This window comes from Streptomyces sp. NPDC005281, from assembly GCF_040607495.1.
In the GTDB taxonomy this organism is placed as follows: Bacteria; Actinomycetota; Actinomycetes; order Streptomycetales; family Streptomycetaceae; genus Streptomyces.
Window position 1 is genome coordinate 347,707 of record NZ_JBEXGX010000003.1, and the last position, 23,041, is coordinate 370,747.

Annotated in this window: 15 protein-coding genes, 4 tRNA genes, 1 other RNA gene and 2 pseudogenes; 12 read left to right on the forward strand and 10 right to left on the reverse strand. The window is 71.7% G+C overall.

What is annotated here, in order from left to right:
- Window positions 1–97: 97 nt before the first annotated feature.
- Complete coding sequence (locus ABZV42_RS06720) at window positions 98–1,372, reverse strand: M23 family metallopeptidase (RefSeq protein ID WP_356051028.1); 1,275 nt, start codon at window positions 1,370–1,372, stop codon at window positions 98–100.
- Window positions 1,373–1,999: 627 nt separating this feature from the next.
- Here ABZV42_RS06720 and ABZV42_RS06725 point away from each other — a divergent pair.
- The 3 genes and pseudogenes from ABZV42_RS06725 to ABZV42_RS06735 all read left to right on the forward strand — a co-directional run.
- On the forward strand, window positions 2,000–4,003 hold the full coding sequence (locus tag ABZV42_RS06725; protein WP_356051029.1) for an Ig-like domain repeat protein: 2,004 nt from the start codon (window positions 2,000–2,002) through the stop codon (window positions 4,001–4,003).
- A gap of 157 nt (window positions 4,004–4,160) precedes the next feature.
- Window positions 4,161–4,316, forward strand: a pseudogene (locus tag ABZV42_RS06730) (replication initiation protein); the annotation flags it as partial.
- Between the two features lie 17 nt (window positions 4,317–4,333).
- Window positions 4,334–4,705 (forward strand): annotated as a pseudogene (locus tag ABZV42_RS06735) (site-specific integrase); the annotation flags it as partial.
- A 128-nt stretch (window positions 4,706–4,833) separates the two neighbouring features.
- On the opposite strand, the gene ABZV42_RS06740 reads toward ABZV42_RS06735, so the two are convergent.
- Window positions 4,834–4,921, reverse strand: a tRNA-Ser gene (locus ABZV42_RS06740).
- A 72-nt stretch (window positions 4,922–4,993) separates the two neighbouring features.
- On the opposite strand from ABZV42_RS06740, the gene ffs reads away from it, so the two are divergent.
- The 6 genes from ffs (at window position 4,994) to ABZV42_RS06770 (ending at window position 14,522) form a co-directional block, all read left to right on the forward strand.
- Window positions 4,994–5,092: signal recognition particle sRNA small type (gene ffs, locus ABZV42_RS06745), an RNA gene on the forward strand.
- Window positions 5,093–5,242: 150 nt separating this feature from the next.
- A complete protein-coding gene (locus ABZV42_RS06750; RefSeq protein ID WP_356051030.1) occupies window positions 5,243–7,618 on the forward strand; it encodes a DNA polymerase III subunit gamma and tau in 2,376 nt (791 codons plus the stop codon).
- A gap of 672 nt (window positions 7,619–8,290) precedes the next feature.
- On the forward strand, window positions 8,291–9,544 hold the full coding sequence (gene purD / locus ABZV42_RS06755) for a phosphoribosylamine--glycine ligase (protein ID WP_356051032.1): 1,254 nt from the start codon (window positions 8,291–8,293) through the stop codon (window positions 9,542–9,544).
- Between the two features lie 357 nt (window positions 9,545–9,901).
- The gene (locus ABZV42_RS06760; protein WP_355984099.1) at window positions 9,902–11,749 is read left to right on the forward strand and encodes a hypothetical protein; all 1,848 of its coding nucleotides are present in this window, start codon (window positions 9,902–9,904) and stop codon (window positions 11,747–11,749) included.
- A 218-nt stretch (window positions 11,750–11,967) separates the two neighbouring features.
- Window positions 11,968–13,488: a N,N-dimethylformamidase beta subunit family domain-containing protein gene (locus tag ABZV42_RS06765; protein ID WP_355984098.1), complete on the forward strand. Its 1,521-nt coding sequence runs from the start codon at window positions 11,968–11,970 to the stop codon at window positions 13,486–13,488.
- A 134-nt stretch (window positions 13,489–13,622) separates the two neighbouring features.
- Window positions 13,623–14,522 carry a phosphoribosylaminoimidazolesuccinocarboxamide synthase gene (locus tag ABZV42_RS06770; protein ID WP_355984097.1) on the forward strand — a complete coding sequence of 300 codons (900 nt, stop codon included), beginning with the start codon at window positions 13,623–13,625 and terminating at the stop codon, window positions 14,520–14,522.
- Window positions 14,523–14,669: 147 nt separating this feature from the next.
- Here the strand turns inward: ABZV42_RS06770 and ABZV42_RS06775 are convergent.
- From ABZV42_RS06775 to ABZV42_RS06810, 8 genes are all read right to left on the reverse strand, one after another.
- Window positions 14,670–14,742, reverse strand: a tRNA-Gly gene (locus ABZV42_RS06775).
- Between the two features lie 22 nt (window positions 14,743–14,764).
- Window positions 14,765–15,418, reverse strand: coding sequence for a response regulator transcription factor (locus ABZV42_RS06780; protein ID WP_355984096.1), 654 nt, complete (start codon window positions 15,416–15,418; stop codon window positions 14,765–14,767).
- The gene (locus tag ABZV42_RS06785) at window positions 15,415–16,743 is read right to left on the reverse strand and encodes a histidine kinase (RefSeq protein WP_355984134.1); all 1,329 of its coding nucleotides are present in this window, start codon (window positions 16,741–16,743) and stop codon (window positions 15,415–15,417) included. Before ABZV42_RS06785 ends, ABZV42_RS06780 begins: the two co-directional genes overlap by 4 nt.
- 20 nt (window positions 16,744–16,763) lie before the next feature.
- The gene (locus ABZV42_RS06790) at window positions 16,764–17,567 is read right to left on the reverse strand and encodes an ABC transporter permease (RefSeq protein ID WP_355984095.1); all 804 of its coding nucleotides are present in this window, start codon (window positions 17,565–17,567) and stop codon (window positions 16,764–16,766) included.
- A complete protein-coding gene (locus tag ABZV42_RS06795; protein WP_355984094.1) occupies window positions 17,564–18,571 on the reverse strand; it encodes an ABC transporter ATP-binding protein in 1,008 nt (335 codons plus the stop codon). Before ABZV42_RS06795 ends, ABZV42_RS06790 begins: the two co-directional genes overlap by 4 nt.
- Before the next feature lie 158 nt (window positions 18,572–18,729).
- Window positions 18,730–18,802: transfer RNA gene (locus ABZV42_RS06800), tRNA-Gly, on the reverse strand.
- A gap of 79 nt (window positions 18,803–18,881) precedes the next feature.
- Window positions 18,882–18,953: transfer RNA gene (locus ABZV42_RS06805), tRNA-Gly, on the reverse strand.
- 151 nt (window positions 18,954–19,104) lie between these two features.
- Complete coding sequence (locus tag ABZV42_RS06810; protein ID WP_355984093.1) at window positions 19,105–19,422, reverse strand: Lsr2 family protein; 318 nt, start codon at window positions 19,420–19,422, stop codon at window positions 19,105–19,107.
- Between the two features lie 361 nt (window positions 19,423–19,783).
- Between ABZV42_RS06810 and purS the strand changes: the two genes are divergently transcribed.
- From purS to purL, 3 genes are read left to right on the forward strand one after another with little or no spacing between them, the layout of a single operon-like run.
- On the forward strand, window positions 19,784–20,047 hold the full coding sequence (gene purS / locus ABZV42_RS06815) for a phosphoribosylformylglycinamidine synthase subunit PurS (RefSeq protein WP_005482678.1): 264 nt from the start codon (window positions 19,784–19,786) through the stop codon (window positions 20,045–20,047).
- A complete protein-coding gene (purQ, locus tag ABZV42_RS06820; protein ID WP_355984092.1) occupies window positions 20,044–20,748 on the forward strand; it encodes a phosphoribosylformylglycinamidine synthase subunit PurQ in 705 nt (234 codons plus the stop codon). Before purS ends, purQ begins: the two co-directional genes overlap by 4 nt.
- Complete coding sequence (gene purL, locus ABZV42_RS06825; protein WP_355984091.1) at window positions 20,745–23,021, forward strand: phosphoribosylformylglycinamidine synthase subunit PurL; 2,277 nt, start codon at window positions 20,745–20,747, stop codon at window positions 23,019–23,021. The genes purQ and purL overlap by 4 nt, the downstream gene beginning before the upstream one ends.
- Window positions 23,022–23,041: the final 20 nt, after the last annotated feature.

A 23,041-nucleotide genomic window follows, 5' to 3' on the forward strand; every position in this document is an offset into this window, starting at 1 on the left:
CGGGCGCCCCTGGGCCGTCCCGCAGAACGGAGCATGAGAGTCCTACGCTCCGGCGGCCGGCGGCCGGCGTCCTGCCGTCGGTCCGACCGGAGTCCGGTCAGAACTTCAGCACCTCGCGGTCGAGCGGATACCGCGCACGGTGAGGGCCGTCGTACGGCGAGGGCGTGATCGGCAGGACGCCGGTCGGTTGCAGGCCCAGGTTGTCGTCCCAGATCCGCGGTTCGACCTGTCCGACGACGCGGAACTGCCGGAAGGTGAACGGCGGGCTGTCGGTCGGGAAGAACTCGGCCGTGGTCATCACCTGGAAGTGCAGGTGCGGCGTGGTGGAGTTGCCGCTGTTGCCGATCAGCCCGAGGACCTGGCCGGAGCCGACGCGGTCGCCCTCCCGGACGCGCAGCGAGCCGGCTTCCAGGTGGGCGTAGAGCAGATAGCGGCCCGGCGCGACTTCCACGGTGATGTGGTTGCCGACGGTGTCCTCGATCGGCGGGACGGTCGGCGTGACGGGCGGAGGGTTGTCCGGGATTCCGTCCCTGACCTCCACCACTCTGCCGCCGGCCGCGGCCACGACCGGCTGACGGTAGCTCAGGTAGCTGGCGAGCCGTGTGGGGTCGCCTTCCCAGGCCTGCCCTTGCTCGCCGACCCGGTACCAGTCGATCGCGAAGCGCTGCGGCACGTCGAAGCGACCGTTGATCGGGGCGAGGCCGCGCCGGTGGTGGGTGTTGCCACAGCACGACTCGCTGGAGTACCAGGTGCCGGGACGGACCGGCGGGTTCAGGTTCAACGGCGGGGTCCCGGAGGTCCGGGTGGCCTGCACCGTCTCCTCGAAGGCGGAGGGGCCGGAGGGGGCCAGGACCGCACCCGAGAGATGGTGCTCGAGGACCTTGGGCACCGACCGGCCGCGGTCGAGGGTCAGGTCGAGCCAGATGATCCACTGCTGGGAGCCCTGGATGACGGTCGGCGTCGGCGCCGGGGGCGCCGGGGTGTACCCGTCGGCACCCGGCAGGGGGTCGCCCACCGGATTGGCGGCCTCGGCCAGCGCCCGCCCGCTCAGCGAGCCGACGACCCGGTGCGTGCGGGCGTCCCGGACGTCGACCCGGTCGAGCCGCACCGACGTGCTGGTGGACAGGGCGCTCGTGGTGAGCAGCTCGTACGAGAGGTGCGTCCTGCCGTCCGTGGCGACGAACGGCGTCGGTTCGGTCATCCCCGCCGCCGTCAACGGCGTGAACTGTGGGCCGGGTGACGGGGTGGCCGCGCCGGTCCCGTATCCGGGTCCCGCCGCGGTCACCAGCATGCCGGCCGCGAGCACGGCGGCGGCGAGCCCGCGGAGAAGCGGGCTGCGGCCAGTGCGGTTGCGAGCGTCGTGCTCTGCCATTGCGCTCTTTCCTACGTCGGATCCGGAGCCGCGAAGGACGCCGGCACGCCCCGCGCCGAGGCGCAGGCCCATGCAATCCGGCGGCCCGGCGCTCCGGGCGGAGGGCGCCGGAGGCAGGCGCCGAACTACACCCGTCCAGCCGCATCGACCACCGGGTCATCGCCCGGCGGCGGCTTCGGGGCGCCGCACGCACGGACGACGAGGTCCGGACAACGTCGAAGGGCCCCGCTGCAAGCAGCGGGGCCCTTCGACGTCAGTGGCAGTGCAGGATCCCGAAAGCCGATCAAGGAACGGGTACCGTCGCCGTCTCCAAGGACGAATGGAGAGGTCGCCCCGCAGGGCTGCCGGGCGCCTACGCGGCATTGCCCCTTTGGTTGTCGGTCATGGGGGCAAGCTACAACGCGTGTCTGACGAGTGTTTTCGGACACCCACGGCCGGCCGCGATCTGCGACCCGCTCGACCCCGATCGCAGCGATCCGAGCGCGCGCCTGCGAAGGTGCCCGGATCCTGGGCGGCATGCACTGGGACCTGCGGAGACTTGCGCAGGTGTGCCGTACAACCCTGAAGGGGCTCCAGGGGTCTTGTGAGCAGTCTTGTCTTCCTAGTGGGGGTTGCATCACTGTGCGTGTGCGCACCATTTCGGCCGCAACAGCTCTCGCGGTCACTTTCGGTTCCGTCGCCCTGATCGGGTCGGCCGCGGGCCCTGCCGTCGCCGACAGCAGCGCCGCGCTGCCCATCACGTCCAGCGGCGACATCATCGTGGACGGCGTTCACAAGCGGGTCTTCATCAGTGACCCGTCGGGAGGCAAGGTCGTTGCCACCGACTACAACGGCACCGTCATCGGGACGGTCACCTCGCTGCCGGGGGCTGACGGCCTGGAGCTTTCCGCCGACTCGGCAACGGTCTACGTCGCCGTGCCGGGAAGTGATGAGATCGTGGCCATCGACACGGCGACGGTCACCCAGGCTGGGCGGTACGCGACGGGTGACGGCACGGATCCGCAGCACCTGGCGCTCGCGGGCGGCAAACTTTGGTTCGGCTACGGCAGCGTCGGTCACGGCAACATCGGCTCTCTCGACCTGTCCGGCGGGCAGACGCGGGTTTCGCTCGCCCAGGAGGCCGAGGGGACGTGGAAGGACGCGCCCCTGCTGGACTCGGCACCCGGCGCTCCCGACACCCTGGCGGCCGGGTCGCGTGAGTACTACTTCACCCTCGGCATCTATGACGTGTCGTCCGGCACGGCCGGCCGGACCGCGTTCCTCGGCGGGCAGGACGCCGCCATCGGCAACACCGCGGAGGACCTGGCGCTCACCCCGGACGGCACAGAGCTGGTGGTGGCCACCACGGCGGGCGACTTCCAGCAGGTCTTCCGGACATCGGACCTGTCGGAGACCATCAGGTATCCGAGCGGCTACTGGGCACAACGGTCGGTGGATGTCGCGCCGGACGGCCTCGTCGCGGTGGGCACCGACACCTACGCCAACTTCTCCCCCCAAGTGTCCATCTACAAGCCGGGTGGCACGGCCCCGAGGCGGACCGCCAATTTCACCGACGAACAGGGTGGAGTCGCGCAAGAGACCCTGCTCGACCACGGCGACCTCGCTTTCGCGCCCGACAGCAGCCGGCTCTTCGCGGTCACACGCAACCTCCAGAGCAAGTACCGTCTGCGCGTCGTCACCGACCCCGGCAAGGCCGTCACCGGCATCACGGTGAATGCCCCGGCGACGGCCGGCCGTGCCAAGTCGCTGACCGTCTCCGGCAAGGTCACGAACACGCTCGGGCTGCCCGCGGGGACCACCGTCGCAGTCACCCGGACGGACCTGGAGTCCCCGAACGGCAAGGCGCTCCCGGCCGCGACGGTGAAGGCGGACGGGACCTTCTCCTTCACCGACACCCCGCCCGCGGGCAGCAAGGTCACGTACAAGGTCTCCTATGCCGGCGGCGCCGATCGCACGGCTGCCTCCGCCTCGGACACGGTCGAGGTCTCCCGGACCTCGCCGACCCTGACCGTGAACAAGAACGGCACCGTCTACGACTACGCCAGTAACGTGACGTTCACCGCCCACCTCGGCACGACGTACAAGAACCGGACGCTCTCGCTCTACGCGGACACCGCGGGCGACGGCAAGGGCAAGTACCTGGTCAAGACCGGCACGGTCAACAGCGGGGGCAACCTGGCGGTCACCTTGCCCCTGAAGCGCGACACCACGGTGAGCGCGTCCTTCTCCGGCGACGCGCGGACCGCCCCGAAGACGGCCTCGAGCTGGGTGGGCGCGAAGGTCAAGGTGTCGCTGAGCCTGAGCCGCCACTACAAGACGGCCACGGTCAACGGGTACACCAAGTACTACTTCCGGAAGACGACCAACCCGCTTCTCACGACCACGATGACGGCCTACCCCAGCCGCGCGCAGAAGCTGGAGCTCCAGATCTACTCCGGCGGAGCCTGGCGGTCGGCGGGATACAGCTACTTCAACCTCGACTCCACGGGCAAGTCGGTGGTGCAGCTGGGCGGCACGCACCAGACCGGCTACTCGATGCGCGTGCGGTCGTCCTACATCAACAACTCCTCGAACGACACCGTGAACTCGACCACGAACGGCTCCTGGAAGTACTTCACCTTCACCAGCTGAGGCCGCCCGCCCCCCAAGGCCCGGCGCATCCGATGACGCGCCGGGCCTCGGGACACATCTTCCTCAGGGGTGCGACAGAGCCGAGTGTCACGCTCAAGGACACGATGGCGCGCACCTGGCCTGGGCCACCCAACTCCTCACCGATGCCATCCGCTCGGCCGCCGCTCTCGCCGAGACGCCCGGCGACCTCCGCCAGGAACGCGCCGACCACAACGAGGCCCGCACCCGCGAACGTGCCGTCGAGGCGGGCCACCCGTTGCCCGACCCGGACACCGTCCTCGTCCTGTCCCACTGGCGTTTCGCCGGCACCGGCTGGTGGTCGCCCTGGCGCTCGGGCTCCACTGGGAAGACGTCGACCTGACGCGGGATACGTCCGTATCCGGAAGAACGGGCTTCGGCCCAAGGACGCGCACGGCTGTGGGGCCGATCCATGCGGCCGGAAGGCCGGCTACTGCCCGACGCGGTGGACCGCTGAGCCCGAACACGGACTTCCATGTCTGGAAGCGGCTTCTTCGGGATGCGGGCGTTCGGGAGGGGCGGCCGCATGACGCTCGTCACACAGAGGCGACCGTATTCCTGATCCTCGGCGTCCTGGATGTCGTGGTCGACGCGATCATGGGATGGGAGCCCGGGGGAGCGGCCCGGATGTGCGCTCGGTACATACACGTCACGGGGCCGATGCTCCGGAAGGTCGTGCAGTAGGTCGGAGCCTCCCTCTGGGAGCTGCCCGGAACCCGGGAAAACTCCGACCGTGCCGGAAACGGGGCCGGACAACGAAGAAGGGCCCCACCTCGCGGTGGGGCCCTTCGACATCGTGCCCGGTGAGGCACTGGCGGAGGATAGGGGATTCGAACCCCTGAGGAGTTGCCCCCAACACGCTTTCCAAGCGTGCGCCCTAGGCCACTAGGCGAATCCTCCGGGGCAAACAATACAAGACGTTGAGGAGTGCTCGCGAACTCGTTCCCCGCCCCGGGGATCCTGTACTCTTTGCGGAGCCCCTCACGTGGCGCTATCTGACTGAACTCCCCCAGGGCCGGAAGGCAGCAAGGGTAGGTCGGCTCTGGCGGGTGCGTGGGGGGCGCTTGCGTTCCCGGGGCGGTCGCCCGGCCTGATCGCGCTCGGGGTCATCGCCCGACCTGATCGCATCGCCCCGGCCCGCGACCGGACGGCGTCGCAGTCGCGCCCGGGATGCGCTCAGGACGGTCCTTGATGTCAGTGGGCGCCTATAACCTCGTAGACGTGTCGTCTCTCGCGCTGTACCGCCGCTATCGCCCGGAGTCGTTCGCCGAGGTCATCGGGCAGGAGCATGTCACCGACCCGTTGTCGCAGGCGCTGCGGAACAACCGGGTCAATCACGCGTACCTGTTCAGCGGTCCGCGCGGATGCGGCAAGACGACGAGCGCGCGCATCCTGGCCCGCTGCCTGAACTGCGAGCAAGGCCCCACGCCGACCCCGTGCGGCCAGTGCCAGTCCTGTCAGGACCTCGCCCGCGGCGGCCGGGGCTCCATCGACGTCATCGAGATCGACGCGGCTTCGCACGGTGGTGTGGACGACGCCCGTGACCTGCGGGAAAAGGCCTTCTTCGGACCCGCGAGCAGTCGTTACAAGATCTACATCATCGACGAGGCCCACATGGTCACGTCGGCCGGCTTCAACGCGCTGCTGAAGGTCGTCGAGGAGCCCCCGGAGCACCTCAAGTTCATCTTCGCCACGACCGAGCCCGAGAAGGTCATCGGGACGATCCGGTCCCGGACCCACCACTATCCGTTCCGGCTGGTGCCGCCGGGCACCCTGCGCGAGTACCTGGGCGAGGTCTGCGGCCAGGAGGGCATCCCCGTCGCCGACGGCGTGCTGCCTCTCGTCGTACGGGCGGGCGCGGGGTCCGTGCGTGACTCCATGTCCGTGATGGACCAGCTGCTGGCGGGTGCCGCCGACGACGGTGTGACGTACGCCATGGCGACCTCGCTGCTCGGGTACACCGACGGCTCCCTGCTGGACGCCGTCGTCGAGGCGTTCGCGGCCGGGGACGGCGCCGCCGCCTTCGAGGTCGTGGACACCGTCATCGAGGCCGGCAACGACCCGCGGCGCTTCGTCGCCGACATGCTGGAGCGGCTGCGGGACCTGGTGATCCTCTCCGCCGTCCCGGACGCGGCGGAGAAGGGGCTCATCGACGCCCCGGTCGACGTCGTGGAGCGCATGCAGGCACAGGCCGGGGTCTTCGGCGCCGCCGAGCTGAGCCGGGCCGCCGACCTCGTCAACGAAGGGCTGACTGAGATGCGCGGGGCCACCTCGCCGCGCCTCCAGCTCGAGCTGATCTGTGCCCGCGTTCTGCTGCCCGCCGCCTACGGGGACGAGCGGTCCCTCATGGCCCGCCTCGACCGCATCGAGCGCGGGGTGAACTTCTCCGGCGGCGGAACCGCCCCCGCCATGGGCTACGTGCCCGGACCCGAGGCGCACGGCGCTGCGCCGGTCCCGCAGCCGCAGGCGCAGGCCCAGGCGCAGGCCCAGGCGCAGGCCGGGCCCGCGGTGCCTCCGGTGTCTCCGGGGGGTGGCCTCGCCGCCGCTCGTGCCGCGGCCCGGGGACAGGGTGCCGGACCCGGTGCCGGACAGGGCCCCGGACAGACGGGAGCCGGCGAGGGCACCGGCGCCGTGCCGGGCGTCGCGCCCGTCGCGCCCGCTCCTGTCGCCGCCGCGCCAGTCGCGCCCGTGGCTCCCGCCGCGACCTACACCGCCCCGGCTCCGACGGGCGCGCCCGCGTCCGCAGCCGTGGCGCCCGAGCAGCCGGCGGCCCCGGCCGACGCCCCCGCGGGGGCCGCACCCGGTGCCTGGCCCACCGCCACGGCGGCCGGCAGCGGCCGGCGCCCCGGCGGCTGGCCCACGGCGGCCCCCGCTGGCGGCGGCCGCCCTCCGGCGCAGTCCGCGCCCGCGCCCGCGTCCGCCGCCGTTCCTCCGGCCGCCCCCGCGGCTCCCGGAGCGCCCCAGGCCACCGCCGCGGCCCCGGGCGGCCTCGACCCCCGGGTGCTGTGGCCGAACATCCTGGAGGCGGTGAAGAACCGCCGCCGGTTCACCTGGATCCTGCTCAGCCAGAACGCGCAGGTCACCGCCTTCGACGGCACGACCCTCCAGATCGGCTTCGTCAACGCCGGAGCGCGGGACAACTTCGCGAGCAGCGGCAGCGAGGACGTGCTGCGGCAGGCGCTCGCGGAACAGTTCAACGTGCAGTGGAAGGTCGAGGCGATCGTGGACGCCTCGGGCGGCTCGGCGCCTGCGTCCGCCCCGGCGGGCGGAGGGTTCGGAGGCGGTGGCGGCGGCTACGGCGGTGGCGGTGGGTACGGCGGAGCTCCGGCCGGCCAGCGCCCCGCGGCGCAGCAGGCGTCCGGTCCGGCCTCCGGCCCCTCGGCCCCGCAGTCCGGCCCGGCCGCCGGCCGTCCCCAGGCCCAGGGCATGGCCGCGTCCGGGCAGGCCGCCCGGGCGTACGAGCCTCCGCCGGTCGCCCCGGAGGACGACACCCCCGAGGACGACGACCCCGACCTGGACGAATCCGCCCTCTCGGGCCACGAACTGATCGTCCGCGAACTCGGGGCGACGGTGGTCGAGGAGTTCACGAACGAGTAGGGGCCACCGCCCCGGCCACCCACCCACGGCCCCCGGAAGCAACCCTGCGGGACGCGGGACCACACCATCGGACCCCGGCCCCCGAACGCCTCCACCGGCCCCGGGATGCCGCCCCAGCGGGACGCGGGACACCGGCCGGACCAACGGCCCCCCGAACGCCTCTGCCGGGCCCCAGTGCACCCCTGCGGCCGCTGTCCACCGGTGCTCCGGATACCGCCCGCCGGGGTTCCTGGCGCCGGGCGCTGTCTGCCAGGTGTCCAACGCTGTCCGCCGGGCGAGGGATGCCGACGCCTGTGACGCGGGGCATCACCGCCGGCCTCCAGGCCCGGTCCCGCCCAGACTCCGGACACCGTCCACCGGGGCTTGGGATGCCCGACCCCAGCGTGTGGGACGCCACCCGCCGGTCCGGATGCCCTCCGCCGGGCTCAGGGCGCCGCCCGGTGGTGCCCAAAGGCGCTGCCCGGCCATACCTCCAACGCCGCCCGCCGGGCACCCTGCACCGTCCACCAAGTCGTGGATGCCGTCCGTACGACGTCAGCCGTCGGGGTGCGGCCTCACCTCGCCGTCGGGGTGACCTCGGCGCCGGTTTATGGAGGATCGCACCAGTGTCGTAGGCGCCTCGATTCGGAAGCCCGCACAAGGGCAGCCGCCTGCGGCGGTTAGGCTGACCCCGTGAAGGTCCTTGTCATCGGTGGTGGCGCCCGCGAACACGCCCTGTGCCGCTCCCTGTCCCTCGACTCCGACGTCTCCGCCCTGCACTGCGCTCCCGGGAACGCCGGGATCGCGGAGGTGGCGGAGCTGCACCCGGTCGACGCCCTCGACGGCGCCGCCGTGGCCGCGCTGGCCACGGAACTCGGCGCCGAACTGGTGATCGTGGGCCCGGAGGCCCCGCTCGTCGCCGGTGTCGCCGACGCCGTGCGCGCGGCGGGCATCCCCTGCTTCGGCCCCTCCGGGGAGGCCGCGCAGCTCGAGGGCTCCAAGGCGTTCGCGAAGGACGTGATGGCGGGTGCCGGCGTCCCCACGGCACGCTCGTACGTCTGTGCGACGCCGGAGGAGGTCGAGGAGGCACTCGACGCGTTCGGAGCGCCGTACGTCGTGAAGGACGACGGACTGGCGGCCGGCAAGGGCGTCGTCGTGACCGACGACCTCGAGGCGGCGCGGGCGCACGCCAACGCCTGCGACCGTGTCGTCATCGAGGAGTTCCTCGACGGTCCCGAGGTCTCCCTCTTCGCGATCACCGACGGCACGACCGTCGTCCCGCTCCAGCCCGCCCAGGACTTCAAGCGCGCGCTCGACGGCGACGAGGGCCCGAACACCGGCGGCATGGGCGCGTACTCGCCGCTGCCGTGGGCGGACCCGAAGCTCGTCGGCGAGGTCATGGAGACCGTCCTCCAGCCGACCGTCGACGAACTGCGCCGCCGCGGCACCCCGTTCTCCGGACTTCTGTACGCCGGTCTGGCGATCACCGGCCGCGGTGTGCGGGTCATCGAGTTCAACGCCCGCTTCGGCGACCCCGAGACCCAGGTGGTCCTCGCCCGTCTGAGGACCCCGCTCGCCGGAGTCCTGCTGGCCTCCGCGAACGGCACCCTCGCCGATCTGGAACCCCTGCGCTGGAGCGACGAGGCGGCGGTCACCGTCGTCGTGGCCTCGCACAACTACCCGGACACCCCGCGCACCGGCGACCCGATCACCGGACTCGACGAGGTGGCCGCCACGGACGCCCCGAACGCGTATGTCCTGCACGCCGGCACCCGGCACGAGGACGGAGCGGTGGTGAGCGCGGGCGGCCGTGTGCTGTCCGTCACAGCGGTCGGATCCGGCCTCACCGAGGCCCGCGAGCGCGCCTACGCGGCCGTCGCCCGCATCGGCCTGGAGGGTTCGCAGCACCGCACCGACATCGCGGCGAAGGCGGCGACCGAGGCATAGCCGCCGGCCCCCATAGCAGCACCGGGCCCCGGACTCCGTACGGAATCCGGGGCTTTGCCCTGTCGCGTCCAGGCCCTTCCACCTGCGGGTTTCTGTACGGAACCGGAAGCGCGTCCAGGGCCTGGCGTCATCCACCTTTCCCCAGAGCCATTCCATCGAGTGACCGATGCCCTATCCGGCTGACGAGGGCCGGGGCCCCAACTAGGGTGCGGCGAAGGCATTCCGGCACTTGGCCCACCGGCATTGCGATGTCGGTGGCGGGTGCCACAGTGGGGGAGTGACCAACGCCAGGGCATCCGTCGGCACCGGCAGCGACAAGGCCGGGGACCGGCGGACAAGAGGGGGTGACGTCCGGTCGTGACCGGTACGGGTGTGGAGGTGGGCGCGCAGGCAGCGCGCTCCCGGGCTCTCGCTGTGCTGCGGGTCCGCAGCAGGGCGCTGGCCGTCGCCCTGCTGCCCGCGGCCGCGGCCGTCGTGCTGCTCGTGGGCGCCGCCACCGGCCGTGTCACCGGCAGGCCCTGGGGGATCGCGGGGTGGATCGTGACGGTCCTCGCCGTTCTCGTCCTCCTCGCGGCCGCGGGCGTCGCGCTCGTCGTGGCCCGCGCCCGGCCCGCGATGAGCCCCACGGTCCCGATCCCCGAGGAATCGGCCCCCGATCTCTACCGCATGGTCCGTGACCTGGCCGACCGTCTCGACGTCCCCGCGCCCTCCGCGATAGCGCTCACCCCGGACTGCGACAGCTGGCTGGAGGACCGCACCCACCGGGCGCACGGCCGGTTCTCCCAGGGCGGGCGGGACGAGCCGGACGGCGGGCGCCGAAGCCCGGCCGGAAGCGGTCCGGTGACCGCGCTGACCGGCCGTGCCGCCCGGGTCGCCGCCGCCCCCGTCCTCGTCATCGGTTCCCCCTTCCTGTGGTGGATGCGGGTCGGTGAACTGCGGGCGGTCCTCGCCCCCGTCGTCGCCGGTACGGGCCCGTCCGCGCACCCGGACATAGCCGCGGCCCGCCGCTTCGTCCGAGGTCTGGACGCCGCCGTCGCCGTGGCCTCGGCGCCCGGCCGCGGCCCGCTGTCCCGCACGGTCCTGGCCGGCGTCGGCTGGTCCACCCGTCTCATGCTGCGCAGCTGCCGGGACCACGCGGCCGAGATGGAGCGGGCCGTGGCGTCCGCGGCGGCCGAGCGCGCCCAGGCCGTGGACTACGGCGTGCGGATCGTCGCCCAGGAACAGGTGGGCCTGGCGTACGCGGGCTGGGACCGTCTGCTGACCCGTGTCGCGCTGCCCGCCTGGCGGATGGGCCGCTGGCCCTCCCGGCTGGACGTCGGCGTCGTCGCGGCCCTGACCGAGCTGTCCCGCCGCGACCGTCTCGCCGAGGGCTTCACCTCCCGGCTCGGCGAGCGCCCCGCCTGCGACCTGCTCGAAGAGCCCGGCACCGTGGACGAGGCCACTTCGCTGCTCGCCGCCCGCCTCTTCCACGGCGGTCCCGCCGAGGCCGGCCCCGACTGGGCGCCGGTCGACTGGCAGGACTACCCGGACGAGGTCGTCGACCGGAAGTGGCGCACCGACGCGGCCCGGCTCCACCGGGTCCTGGACGCGCTCGGCGTACGCCACCCCGCCGACCCCGCGCTGCCCGAGGCGGACGGACCGACCCTGGCCCGCGTGCTGGACCACCTGTCCGCGCCGCAGGGAGCCGCTCCCGCCCAGGACCCCGGCCCCGCGGCCGCCCTCTCCGAGCACCGGACGGAGGCGTACGGGGAGATGGGGATCTCCGAGAGCGACGACCCCGACCTCGCCGTGGGGAACGAACGGTCGGCGGCCCTCGCGGCCGGGCTCACCGCGGAGGTGGCCCGCGAGGAGGCGTCCGCCCCGGCGACGTCCCGGCCCGCCGGGAACGCCGGTCAGCAGGGCGCCGATCACGACCTCTGGGACGACCGGATGCTTCCGCTGTTCCCCCTCCAGCCGCCCAGGACCGGCCGTGAGCTGCTGGCCGACCATGTCACGGCGATGGTCTGCTGTGCCGCGATGGACACCGCCGGGGCGCTCCCCGGACTCGACTGGCTGGACGGGCCTTCCCTCCTCGTCGGCGGTGAGCGGGCCGCCGACATCGGCCCCCGCGTCCTCACCCTCATAGAGACGGGGGACCCCACGCCCCTGCGGGACTGGCTCCGCCATCTCGGCGTCCGCCCGGAGAAACCGGTCCGCCTGGTCTGACGGCGGCCCGCCCGGCGGCCGCCCCACCGTCCCCGTCCCGGCTCTTCGTACACCCCACGGTTCGCAGTGGCCCCGGACGAGATGGAGCCATCCGTTCCACTCACGCCAATTCGCGACGAACGGTGACGGAGTGCGTGCGTAATGTGATGTGCTGGGACCGATCGAGCACGGCGCAAGGGCTTGCCAGTACGACGGGGGCACGAGGGAGGGGTGCGGGCATGGGATCGGAGCAGATCCGCCGCTGGGAGTCGGGAGCACTCGCGCACGCCGTCACGGATCCCTTCGGCCTGGGACCCGTTCCCTGGCTCCGCGGCAGTGAGACCTATTTCGACGACACCGGCCATGTCGTCCCCTGGTACCTGGACACCGAAGCGCCCCAGCCGGCGGCCGGCGCCTCCCGGATCCCGGCCCCGCGCTCCACCTCCCGCACCCGTCCGCGCACCGGCCCCGGAGGCCCCCGCTCCGCCGACGACGTCCACCGGCAGATCAAGGGCTTCACCAGCACGGGCGCCGCCGCTCCCGGCGAGTCCATCGACTTCCATGTCACGGTCGACCCGCCGCAGGAGTTCAGCGTCGACATCTACCGCATCGGCCACTACGGCGGCGACGGCGCCAGCAAGATCACCACGAGTCCCCGGCTGTCCGGGATCGTCCAGCCGCCGCCGCTCACCGCCGACCGCACGGTCTCCTGCCACCACTGGTGGCTGTCCTGGCGCCTCCAGATCCCGTCCTACTGGAACGTCGGGGCCTATGTCGCCGTCCTCACCACCCTCGACGGCTACCGCTCGCACGTCCCCTTCACCGTCCGCAACCACCAGACGGCCGACCTGCTCCTGCTGCTCCCGGACATCACCTGGCAGGCGTACAACCTGTATCCGGAGGACGGCCACACCGGTGCCAGCCTCTACCACGCGTGGGACGAGAACGGCCGTCTGCTCGGCGAGGCCGACGCCGCGACGACCGTCTCGTTCGACCGCCCGTACGCGGGCGCGGGCCTGCCCCTGCACGTGGGCCACGCCTACGACTTCATCCGCTGGGCCGAGCGCTACGGATACGACCTCGCCTACGCCGACGCCCGCGATCTGCACGCCGGCCGCGTCGACCCCACCCGCTACCGCGGCCTGGTCTTCCCGGGCCACGACGAGTACTGGTCGCCGCAGATGCGCCGCACCACGGAACTCGCCCGGGAGCACGGCACCTCGCTCGTCTTCCTGTCCGCCAACACCATGTACTGGCAGGTGGAACTGGGGCCGTCCCCGTCGGGTGTCGCCGACCGGCTGCTGACCTGCCGCAAGCGCCGGGGCCCGGGCAAGCCCGTCCTGTGGCGCGAGATCGACCGCCCGGAGCAGCAGCTCATCGGCATCCAGTACGCCGGGCGCGTCCCCGAGCCGAACCCTCTGATCGTCCGCAACGCCGACCACTGGCTGTGGGAGGCGACCGGGGCGCACGACGGCGACGAGGTGGAGGGCATGGTCGCCGGCGAGGCGGACCGTTACTTCCCGCGCACCCCACTGCCCGAGCACCAGGACCGGATCCTGCTGGCGCACTCTCCGTACCCGGACAGCGAGGGCGTCCCGCGCCATCAGGAGACCTCGCTATACCGCGCCCCGTCCGGCGCCCTGGTCTTCGCGTCCGGAACGTTCGCGTGGTCCCCGGCCCTCGACCGCCCCGGCCACGTGGACCCCCGTATCCAGCGGGCGACGGCCAATCTCCTCGACCGCATCTGCAAACACGACTGAGGAAGCCCCGCCAGGCGCCGCCCCGACACACCCGCGCCGGGGCGCCCGTACCCGCCCGGTCCGCCCCCCTGTCCACGGCCGCTCGTCCCATACGGGAGAATCGAGCCACTTGGACAGAACCACGGGGAGGCACCGTGTCCGGATTCGTCGAAAAGCCCGAGCCCCTCCAGGTGCCGGGTCTGGTACATCTGCACACCGGCAAGGTGCGTGATCTGTACCAGAACGAGGCGGGCGACCTCGTGATGGTCGCCAGCGACCGCATCTCCGCCTACGACTGGGTTCTCCCCACCGAGATCCCCGACAAGGGCCGCACGCTCACCCAGCTCTCCCTGTGGTGGTTCGACCAGCTCTCGGAACTGGCGCCCAACCACGTGCTGAGCACCGAACTCCCGCCGGGCGCCCCGGCCGACTGGGCCGGCCGCACGCTGATCTGCAAGTCCCTGCGGATGGCCCCGGTCGAATGTGTCGCCCGCGGCTATCTGACCGGCTCGGGCCTCGCCGAGTACGACGAGACCCGTACGGTCTGCGGGCTCGCGCTTCCCGAGGGTCTCGTCGACGGCTCGGAACTGCCCGCGCCGATCTTCACCCCGGCCACCAAGGCCGCGGTCGGCGAGCACGACGAGAACGTCTCGTACGAGGAGGTCGCGCGTCAGGTCGGCGCCGACACCGCGGCCGAGCTGCGCCAGGCGACCCTCGCCATCTACAGCCGCGCTCGTGACATCGCCCGCGACCGGGGCATCATCCTCGCGGACACGAAGTTCGAGTTCGGCTACGACGGCGAGACGCTCGTGCTCGCCGACGAGGTGCTGACCCCGGACTCCTCCCGCTTCTGGCCCGCCGACGCGTGGGAGCCGGGCCACGCGCAGCCGTCCTTCGACAAGCAGTACGTCCGCGACTGGCTGACCTCCGCCGAGTCGGGCTGGGACCGCAGGAGCGAGCAGCCGCCGCCCGCTCTGCCCGAGCACGTCGTGGAGGCCACCCGCGCCAAGTACATCGAGGCGTACGAGCGTCTGACGGGCGTCAGCTGGTCCTGACCCCGCCCGCTGGGCCCGGCCGCCGGCCGGGTCCAGCGGGCGCCCGTGCCGGACGGTCCTGTGGATCTTTGGCCGGGGCGGCGCGCACGACGAGGTCCTTGCACAAGAAGAAGCCCCCGACCGAGGTCGGGGGCTTCTTCTTCACTGAGCGGACGACCAGGTTCGAACTGGCGACCTCAACCTTGGCAAGGTTGCGCTCTACCAACTGAGCTACGTCCGCATGCGCCATGGCGCGAGAGCTACTATACCCAACCTCGCTCTCGCGCGAGACGCACTGCCGTGTGCCGGTTCTCCGCGCCCAGCTTGGACACGGCCGAGGACAGGTAATTCCGTACCGTCCCCTGGGACAGCGCGGCCCGCTCCGCGATCTCCGCCACGGGCGCGCCGTCGGCGGCGAATTCGAGCACCTCGGCCTCGCGCGCGGTCAGCGGCGAGTCCCCGGCGGAGATCGCGTCGGCGGCCAACTCCGGGTCGACGTAACGGTTGCCCGCGTGCACGGTACGGATGATCTCGGCAAGTCGTCGCGCGCTGACCGTCTTCGGGACGAACCCGCGCACACCCGCCGCGAGCGCCCGCTTCAGATGTCCCGGACGGCCGTGGCTCGTCACGATCAGCACCCGGCAGCCCGGCAGTTCGGCCCGAAGGGATGTGGCTACGCTCACACCGTCGGCCCCCGGCATCTGAAGATCCAGCACGGCGACGTCGGGCCCGTGGGCCCGCGCCATCGCCAGCGCCTCGGGTCCCGTCGCCGCCTCGGCCACGACGACCAGGTCGTCCTCGAGGCCGAGCAGCGCGGCCAGCGCTCCCCGGATCAGATGCTCGTCGTCGGCGAGCAGCAGTCGTACGGGCGGCTCGGGCGCCGACGTGCGGGGCGGCGGCGGTACGGAGGTCGTCATGGGGTGGCTTCTCTCAGCTGGTGCGGGACGGGCGGGGGCGACGGCAGGCGCCGTGTCCCGTCGCTTTCCGGGTGCCGGCCGCCGTCCTCGGGGCCGGCCCTGTCCGGGGAGGGCCGCAGCGGTACTTCCGCCGTGAGCCGGAACAATCCGTCGCCCGCGCCGGCCCGCAGCACCCCGCCCACCTCCTCCAGGCGCTCCCGCAGTCCGGCGAGCCCGCTGCCTCTTCCCGGCCCGGGGTCCGGTCCCGTCCCGTCCGGCACCCCGTCGTTCTCGACGGTGAGCGTCACGCGCTCCTCCGTCACCCGCAGGGACAGCGCGCACTTCCCGGCGTCCCCGTGCCGCAGCACATTGGTGGTCGCCTCCCGTACGACCCAGCCGAGCGCCGACTGGACCTGGGCCGGCAGTTCCGTGGCCGTGCCGGTGATGGCGCAGTCGATGCCCGCGGCCGTCAACACGCCGTGCGCGCCCGCGAGTTCGTTGGCGAGATCGGCGTCACGGTAGCCCCGTACGACCTCGCGCACCTCCCGCTGGGACTCCCGGGCGATCCGCTGCACCTCGGTCATCTGGTCCTCGGCCTCGGGCCGCCCGCGCCGGGCGAGCTGCACGGCGAGTTCGCTCTTGAGGGCGATCACCGCGAGGTTGCGGCCCATCACGTCGTGCAGATCGCGGCCGAAGCGCAGCCGTTCCTCGGCGACGGCGAGCCGGGCGCGGGTCTCGCGGGCCTCGTCGAGTTCGTAGACGGCGTTGAGCAGCCAGACGGAGAAGGCCGCGGTGAACGTGAGGAAGCCGGTGGTCAGCAGGGCCAGGACGGCGGTGACGAGCGCGGCGGGGCCCGGGAACCCGAGGGGGAGGGAGAGCACGCCCGCGCCCGCGGCCGCGCCGAGGACGGTGTACGTCATCCGGCGTGTGTCACGCGTCCCGAGCGCGACCGTGCCCATGCCGAAGGCCGTGACACCGACGAGCAGCGAGGAGGCCACCAGGAACGCGCCGTCGCTCGCCGGGCGCCAGGGAGCCCCGGACAGGAGGGACCCGAGGACGGCCACCCCGCAGGTGCTCGCGGCCAGCGCCAGCAGCGTCCGCCGGGGCTGTTCCCGGGTGCCGCGCGTCCAGTCCAGCGCCCGTGAGGCGGTCACCGCGCAGAACACCGAGTGCCCGCACACCAGCAGGAACACCGCCCAGGACCGGGCCGCCGGCAAGTTCCCGAACACGGGCAGCCCGATCGAGGCGGCTTCGAGCAGGGAGAAGACGTGGAACGACCAGCGTGTGTACGTCTCGACCTTCGCCGGTGTGCTCTTGCCCTGCCACCAGCCGGACGGCCTGCCCATGCCCACCCCCGTGTCCGTGGTCATCGCCGCGGTTCCCAGCGGAACCACCGTCGTACAGCAAACACCGCGATCAGGGTCCAGGCCACTGCCGTGACGAGGGCGCCGACGGTGTCGTGGGCGGAGAGGTGCCCGGTCCAGCCGCCGCGGATCAGGGTGATCACCGGGGTGAGAGGCAGCAGTTCGCAGAACGGGGCCATGCCGTCCGGCAGCAGCTCCAGGGGGATGAAGGTCCCCGAGCCGACCAGTGACACCAGGGTCAGCGGGGTGGCCGCGACCTGGGCGCCCTCCACGCTCCCGCTGAAACTCGCGGTGACGGCCGCGAGCGCCGGCCAGGTGACGAGCGCCGACAGGAGCCCCAGCAGGACGAGTTCTGGCCTCTCGGGCATACCGATGCCGAGTGTCGCGTGGTAGGCGATCGTGAGGATCAGGCACTGGGCGAGACCGATCGCCACCGAGGGCAGCGCGGCGCCCGCGAGGATCTCCACGTCCCGCAGCTCCCCGGTGCGCAGCCGCTTGAGGACGAGTTCCTCGCGGCGCGCGGCGTACACGCTCACCAGGGAGCCGTAGACGGCGAAGAGGAGCGAGAAGCCGATCGAGGAGGGGAGCAGGATCGAGCCGACGGTGAGTCCGGTGCCCTTCAGCCGCATCGAACCGACGGTCGAGCGGAGCATGAACGGCATGACCAGCGGTACGAAGACCGCCGCCGCGAGTGTCGCCCGGGTCCGGCCCAGCAGTGCGAGTTCGGCGCGTGCCAGTGCTCTCGTCCGCCCGGCGGCCGTGGTCCTCGCCGTGCCGGCGCCTGTGGTGACCGCTGTTCCGCTCATGCCGCTGTTCCCCTCGTGCGCGCCTTCCGCGTGTCCGCGGTCTTCCTCGGTCCTTCGACGTCGTGCGCGGCCGCCTCCCGCGAGATCCGCAGGAACGCCTCCTCCAGGGAGCCCGAGCGCACATCGAGCCCCCGCAGCTCGACGCGCGCCCGCTCGGCCCACACCAGCAGGGCGGTGGCCGTGCGCTGGAGTTCACCGGTGCGCAGCCGGATCCTGCGGCCCGCTGTCTCGTGGCCGCTCACACCGAGTTCCGGCAGCGGGGGCAGGTCGCCGGGGAAGTACCCGTCGGGCAGTTCGAAGGAGACGTGCGAGGGCTGGGCGGCGGTCACCTCGGCCGGGGAGCCCATGGCCGCGACGCGTCCTTCGTGCAGGATCGCCAGCCGGTCGGCGAGCGTTTCCGCCTCTTCCAGATAGTGGGTGGTCAGCAGGACCGTGGTCCCGCCGTCGCGCAGCTCGCGGACCAACTCCCAGGTGCCGCGGCGGCCTTCGACGTCGAGTCCGGTCGTGGGCTCGTCGAGGAAGAGGACCTCGGGGTTGCCGAGGAGCGCGAGCGCGAGGTCCAGGCGGCGCTTCTCGCCGCCGGAGAGCTGCTTCACGCGGACGCCGGAGCGGTGCGCGAGACCGACCCGGTCCAGCACCTGCCCGGTGGGCCTGGCCCCGCTGGTGCACCCGGCCCACATCCGCGCGGTCTCGGCGACCGTCAGCTCGGACGGGAAGCCGCCTTCCTGGAGCATCACGCCGATACGGGGCCGTACGGCGGCCCGGTTCGCGTACGGATCGTGCCCGAGGACCCGCACGCGCCCGCCGGCCGGCGGAGCCAGTCCCTCGATCAGTTCGACGGTGGAGGTCTTGCCCGCGCCGTTGGTGCCGAGGAGGGCGAAGATCTCGCCGCGGCCCACGGAGAAGGTGATTCCGCGCACCGCCTCGAAATCCCTTTTGCCGCCCCCGTACACACGCCGCAGATCAGTGACCTCGATCACGTGGTCGCGCTCGTTCGTGTTCATGAAATCAGCGTCGGGGCGGGTGGGTCCCGGCGGCAGTGCGCGGTGTCATCACTCGGCATGACAAATGTCAGACGGCTTCGGTATCCCGTCGTGGGAACGACGGTGGACACGGGGATATGAGAAAGGCCCCGGTCTACTGACCGGGGCCTTTCTCGCTGAGCGGACGACCAGGTTCGAACTGGCGACCTCAACCTTGGCAAGGTTGCGCTCTACCAACTGAGCTACGTCCGCATTGCCTCCGACCGGCTTCCACCGATCGGCGCGAGCACCACCCTACCTGATCCACAAGGGAGTCAGGTATGTGTTGCAGAGCGGGTGACAGGAATTGCACACTGCGCCTTCCCCCTGGAAGGAGGATGTTCTGCTACTGAACTACACCCGCACGACCTTCGGGTTCCGGCCTTTCGGCCCTTGCCCCTCGGCGTGTTCCAGACTCTAGCTGATCAGGCGGGGGTCAGCGCAAGTCGGTTGGTGCGGGGTTCCGGTGGACGGCCGGGTGGCGCGCCGCCCGGGGTGCCGCCCGGGGTGCCGGCTCAGTGCGACTCGGCGAACGCCTCGTAGACCTTCTTGGGGATCCGGCCGCGCGGCGGCACGTCCATCTTGTTGGAGCGCGCCCAGGCGCGGACCGCGGCCGGGTCGGGCGTCAGCGCGGTGTGCGTGTACGCCTTGCCGGACTTCGACCGCTTGCGGCCGGCCTCGACGTACGGCTCGAGCGCCTTACGCAGTCCCTCGGCATTGGTTGGATTGAGGTCGATCTCGTACGACCTGCCGTCGAGTCCGAAGGCGATCGTCTCCGCCGCTTCCGAGCCGTCGATGTCGTCAAAGAGAGTGACCACGACACGCTGCGCCACGAATATCGGTCCCTTCGTGCGGCACCTCCGCGATCAACGGGCATGACGTGCGCTGACGTCAGGGAGTTGTCGGGGAGATGTCGACTGTCCGGCTGTTATTGAGCAAAGTATCGGCTATTGCCAATTCATTTGTACAGTGCCCGGCATTGCATTGTGAAGCCCGCATATAACCTTCCGCGTGTCCGGCGGCAATGAGGTACTGCCGTTCTTCTGCGGTTTTTCCCAGGATTTTCCGTGCATGCCCCCGTGCCGATGCGTGATCGTGATCGCGGTCACGTAGGATTCTACGAATCTACGCGAGTAGAAATTTCGTACGGGTAGTCTGAAGGGACCTGCTCAGCACCACACACCGGGAGTGCCAGTGGCACGCGTCGTAGTCGACGTCATGCTCAAGCCGGAGATCCTCGACCCCCAGGGCCAGGCGGTGCAGCGTGCACTGCCGCGCCTCGGTTTCGAAGGTGTCTCCGACGTCCGTCAGGGAAAGCGATTCGAACTGGAAGTGGACGGACCGGTGGACGACGCCGCGCTCGCCCGCATCCACGAACTGGCGGAATCCTTCCTCGCCAACACCGTGATCGAGGACTTCACCGTCAAGGTCGAGGAAGTCGCGGAGGCCGGAAAGTGACCGCTCGTATTGGAGTCGTCACCTTTCCGGGCAGCCTCGACGACCGCGACACGCAGCGCGCGATCAGGCTGGCGGGTGCCGAACCCGTAGCCCTCTGGCACAAGGACAAGGACCTCAAGCAGGTCGACGCCGTCGTGCTGCCCGGTGGTTTCTCGTACGGCGACTATCTGCGGGCGGGTGCCATCTCGCGCTTCTCGCCGGTGATGGAGACCGTCATCGAGCAGGCGAAGTCCGGAATGCCGGTTCTCGGCATCTGCAACGGCTTCCAGGTCCTCACCGAGGCGCACCTGCTCCCCGGCGCGATGCTCGGAAACAACCACCTCCACTTCATCTGCCGCGACCAGAAGCTGCGGGTGGAGAACGCGGACACCGCCTGGACCGCCGACTACACGGCCGGCCAGGAGATCCGCATCCCGCTGAAGAACATGGACGGGCGCTACGTCGCCGACGAGCACACGCTCGACATGCTGGAGGCGGAGGGCCGGGTCGTCTTCCGCTACGTGGTCCGTGGCGAAGCCACTGATGGATGCGGTAACCCCAACGGTTCGCTGCGGGACATCGCCGGCATCACGAACGCGGCCGGGAACGTGGTCGGTCTCATGCCGCACCCCGAGCACGCCGTCGAGCCCCTGATCGGGTCCGGCCGCACCGACGGCCTGCCCTTCTTCACCTCGATCCTCAAGAAGCTGGTCAACGCATGAGCCGCACGCCTCTGGACACGGTCGAGAACGCGGCCGCGACCCCCGACGTCGAGCTGCCCTGGGCCGAACTGGGCCTGAAGAAGGACGAGTACGAGCGCGTCGTGGAGATCCTCGGCCGCCGCCCGACCGGCGCCGAGCTCGCCATGTACTCCGTCATGTGGTCCGAGCACTGCTCCTACAAGTCCTCGAAGGTCCACCTCCGCCAGTTCGGCGAGAAGGCCCCGCAGTCCGACGCGCTGCTCGTCGGCATCGGCGAGAACGCCGGTGTGGTCGACGTCGGCCAGGGCTACGCGGTCACCTTCAAGGTCGAGTCGCACAACCACCCGTCGTACGTCGAGCCCTACCAGGGCGCGGCCACCGGCGTCGGCGGCATCGTGCGCGACATCATCGCCATGGGCGCCCGCCCGGTCGCGGTCGTCGACCCGCTGCGCTTCGGCGCGGCCGACCACCCCGACACCAAGCGCGTCCTGCCGGGCGTCGTCGCGGGCATCGGCGGCTACGGCAACTGCCTCGGCCTGCCGAACATCGGCGGCGAGGTCGTCTTCGACGCCTGCTACCAGGGCAACCCGCTCGTCAACGCCGGCGCCATCGGCGTCATGCGGCACGAGGACATCCACCTCGCGAAGGCGTCCGGCACGGGCAACAAGGTCATCCTGTACGGGGCCCGCACGGGCGGCGACGGCATCGGCGGCGCGTCGATCCTCGCCTCGGAGACCTTCGACGACGCCAAGCCGTCGAAGCGTCCGGCCGTCCAGGTCGGCGACCCCTTCCAGGAGAAGCTCCTCATCGAGTGCACCCTGGAGGCCTTCGCCGAGAAGCTGGTCGTCGGCATCCAGGACCTCGGCGCGGCCGGACTGTCCTGCGCCACCAGCGAGCTGGCCTCCAACGGCTCCGGCGGCATGCGCGTCACCCTGGACGACGTACCCCTGCGCGACTCGACTCTCTCGCCCGAGGAAATCCTCATGAGCGAGTCGCAGGAACGCATGTGCGCGGTCGTCGAGCCGGAGAAGGTCGCCCGGTTCCTGGAGATCTGCGACAAGTGGGACGTCATCGCCACCGTCATCGGTGAGGTCACCGACGGCGACCGCCTCGAGATCTTCTGGCACGGCGGCAAGATCGTCGACGTCGACCCGCGCACGGTCGCCCACGACGGCCCGGTCTACGAGCGCCCGTACGCCCGCCCGTCCTGGCAGGACGCGCTCCAGGCCGACGACGCGAACAAGCTCCCCCGCCCGGAGACGGGCGATGAGCTGAAGGACCAGGTCCTCAGGCTCGTCTCCTCCCCGAACCAGGCCTCCAAGTCCTGGATCACCTCCCAGTACGACCACTTCGTGCAGGGCAACACGGTGCTGGCCCAGCCCGAGGACTCGGGCATGATCCGCATCGACGAGGAGACCGGGCTCGGCGTCGCCATCGCGACCGACGGCAACGGCCGCTTCGCCAAGCTCGACCCGTACACGGGCGCGCAGCTGGCCCTCGCCGAGGCCTACCGCAATGTCGCGACGACCGGCGCCAAGCCGCTCGCCGTCTCCGACTGCCTGAACTTCGGCTCGCCCGAGGACCCGGCCGTCATGTGGCAGTTCGTCGAGGCGGTCCGCGGTCTGGCCGACGCCTGCCAGCAGCTGGGCACCCCGGTGACCGGTGGCAACGTCTCGCTGTACAACCAGACCGGCGAGGCCGCCATCCACCCGACCCCGGTCGTGGCCGTGCTGGGCGTCATCGACGACGTCGCCCGCCGCACCCCGGTCGCCTTCCAGGAAGAGGGCCAGCTCCTCTACCTGCTCGGCGACACCCACGAGGAGTTCGGCGGCTCGGCCTGGTCGCAGGTCGTCCACGACCACCTCGGCGGTCTGCCGCCGAAGGTCGACCTGGAGCGCGAGCGGCTGCTCGCCGAGATCCTCATCTCGGCCTCCCGCGACGGCATGATCGACTCCGCGCACGACCTGTCCGACGGCGGCCTCGTCCAGTCCGTGGTCGAGTCGGCGCTGCTCGGCGGCAAGGGCGCGCGGCTGATCGTGCCCGACGGTCTCGACGCGTTCACCTTCCTCTTCTCGGAGTCGGCGGGCCGCGCGGTCGTCGCCGTCCCGCGCTCGGAGGAACTCCGCTTCAACGACATGTGCGGTGCGCGAGGCCTGCCCGTCACCCGCATCGGTGTCGTCGACGGCACCGAGTCCGAGGGGACCGCGGTGGTCGAGGTCCAGGGCGAGTTCGCGCTCTCCCTGACCGAGCTGCGCACGGCCCACGAGGCGACGATTCCGGCACTGCTGGCATAACCCGCAGGTCCGTCCGAAGG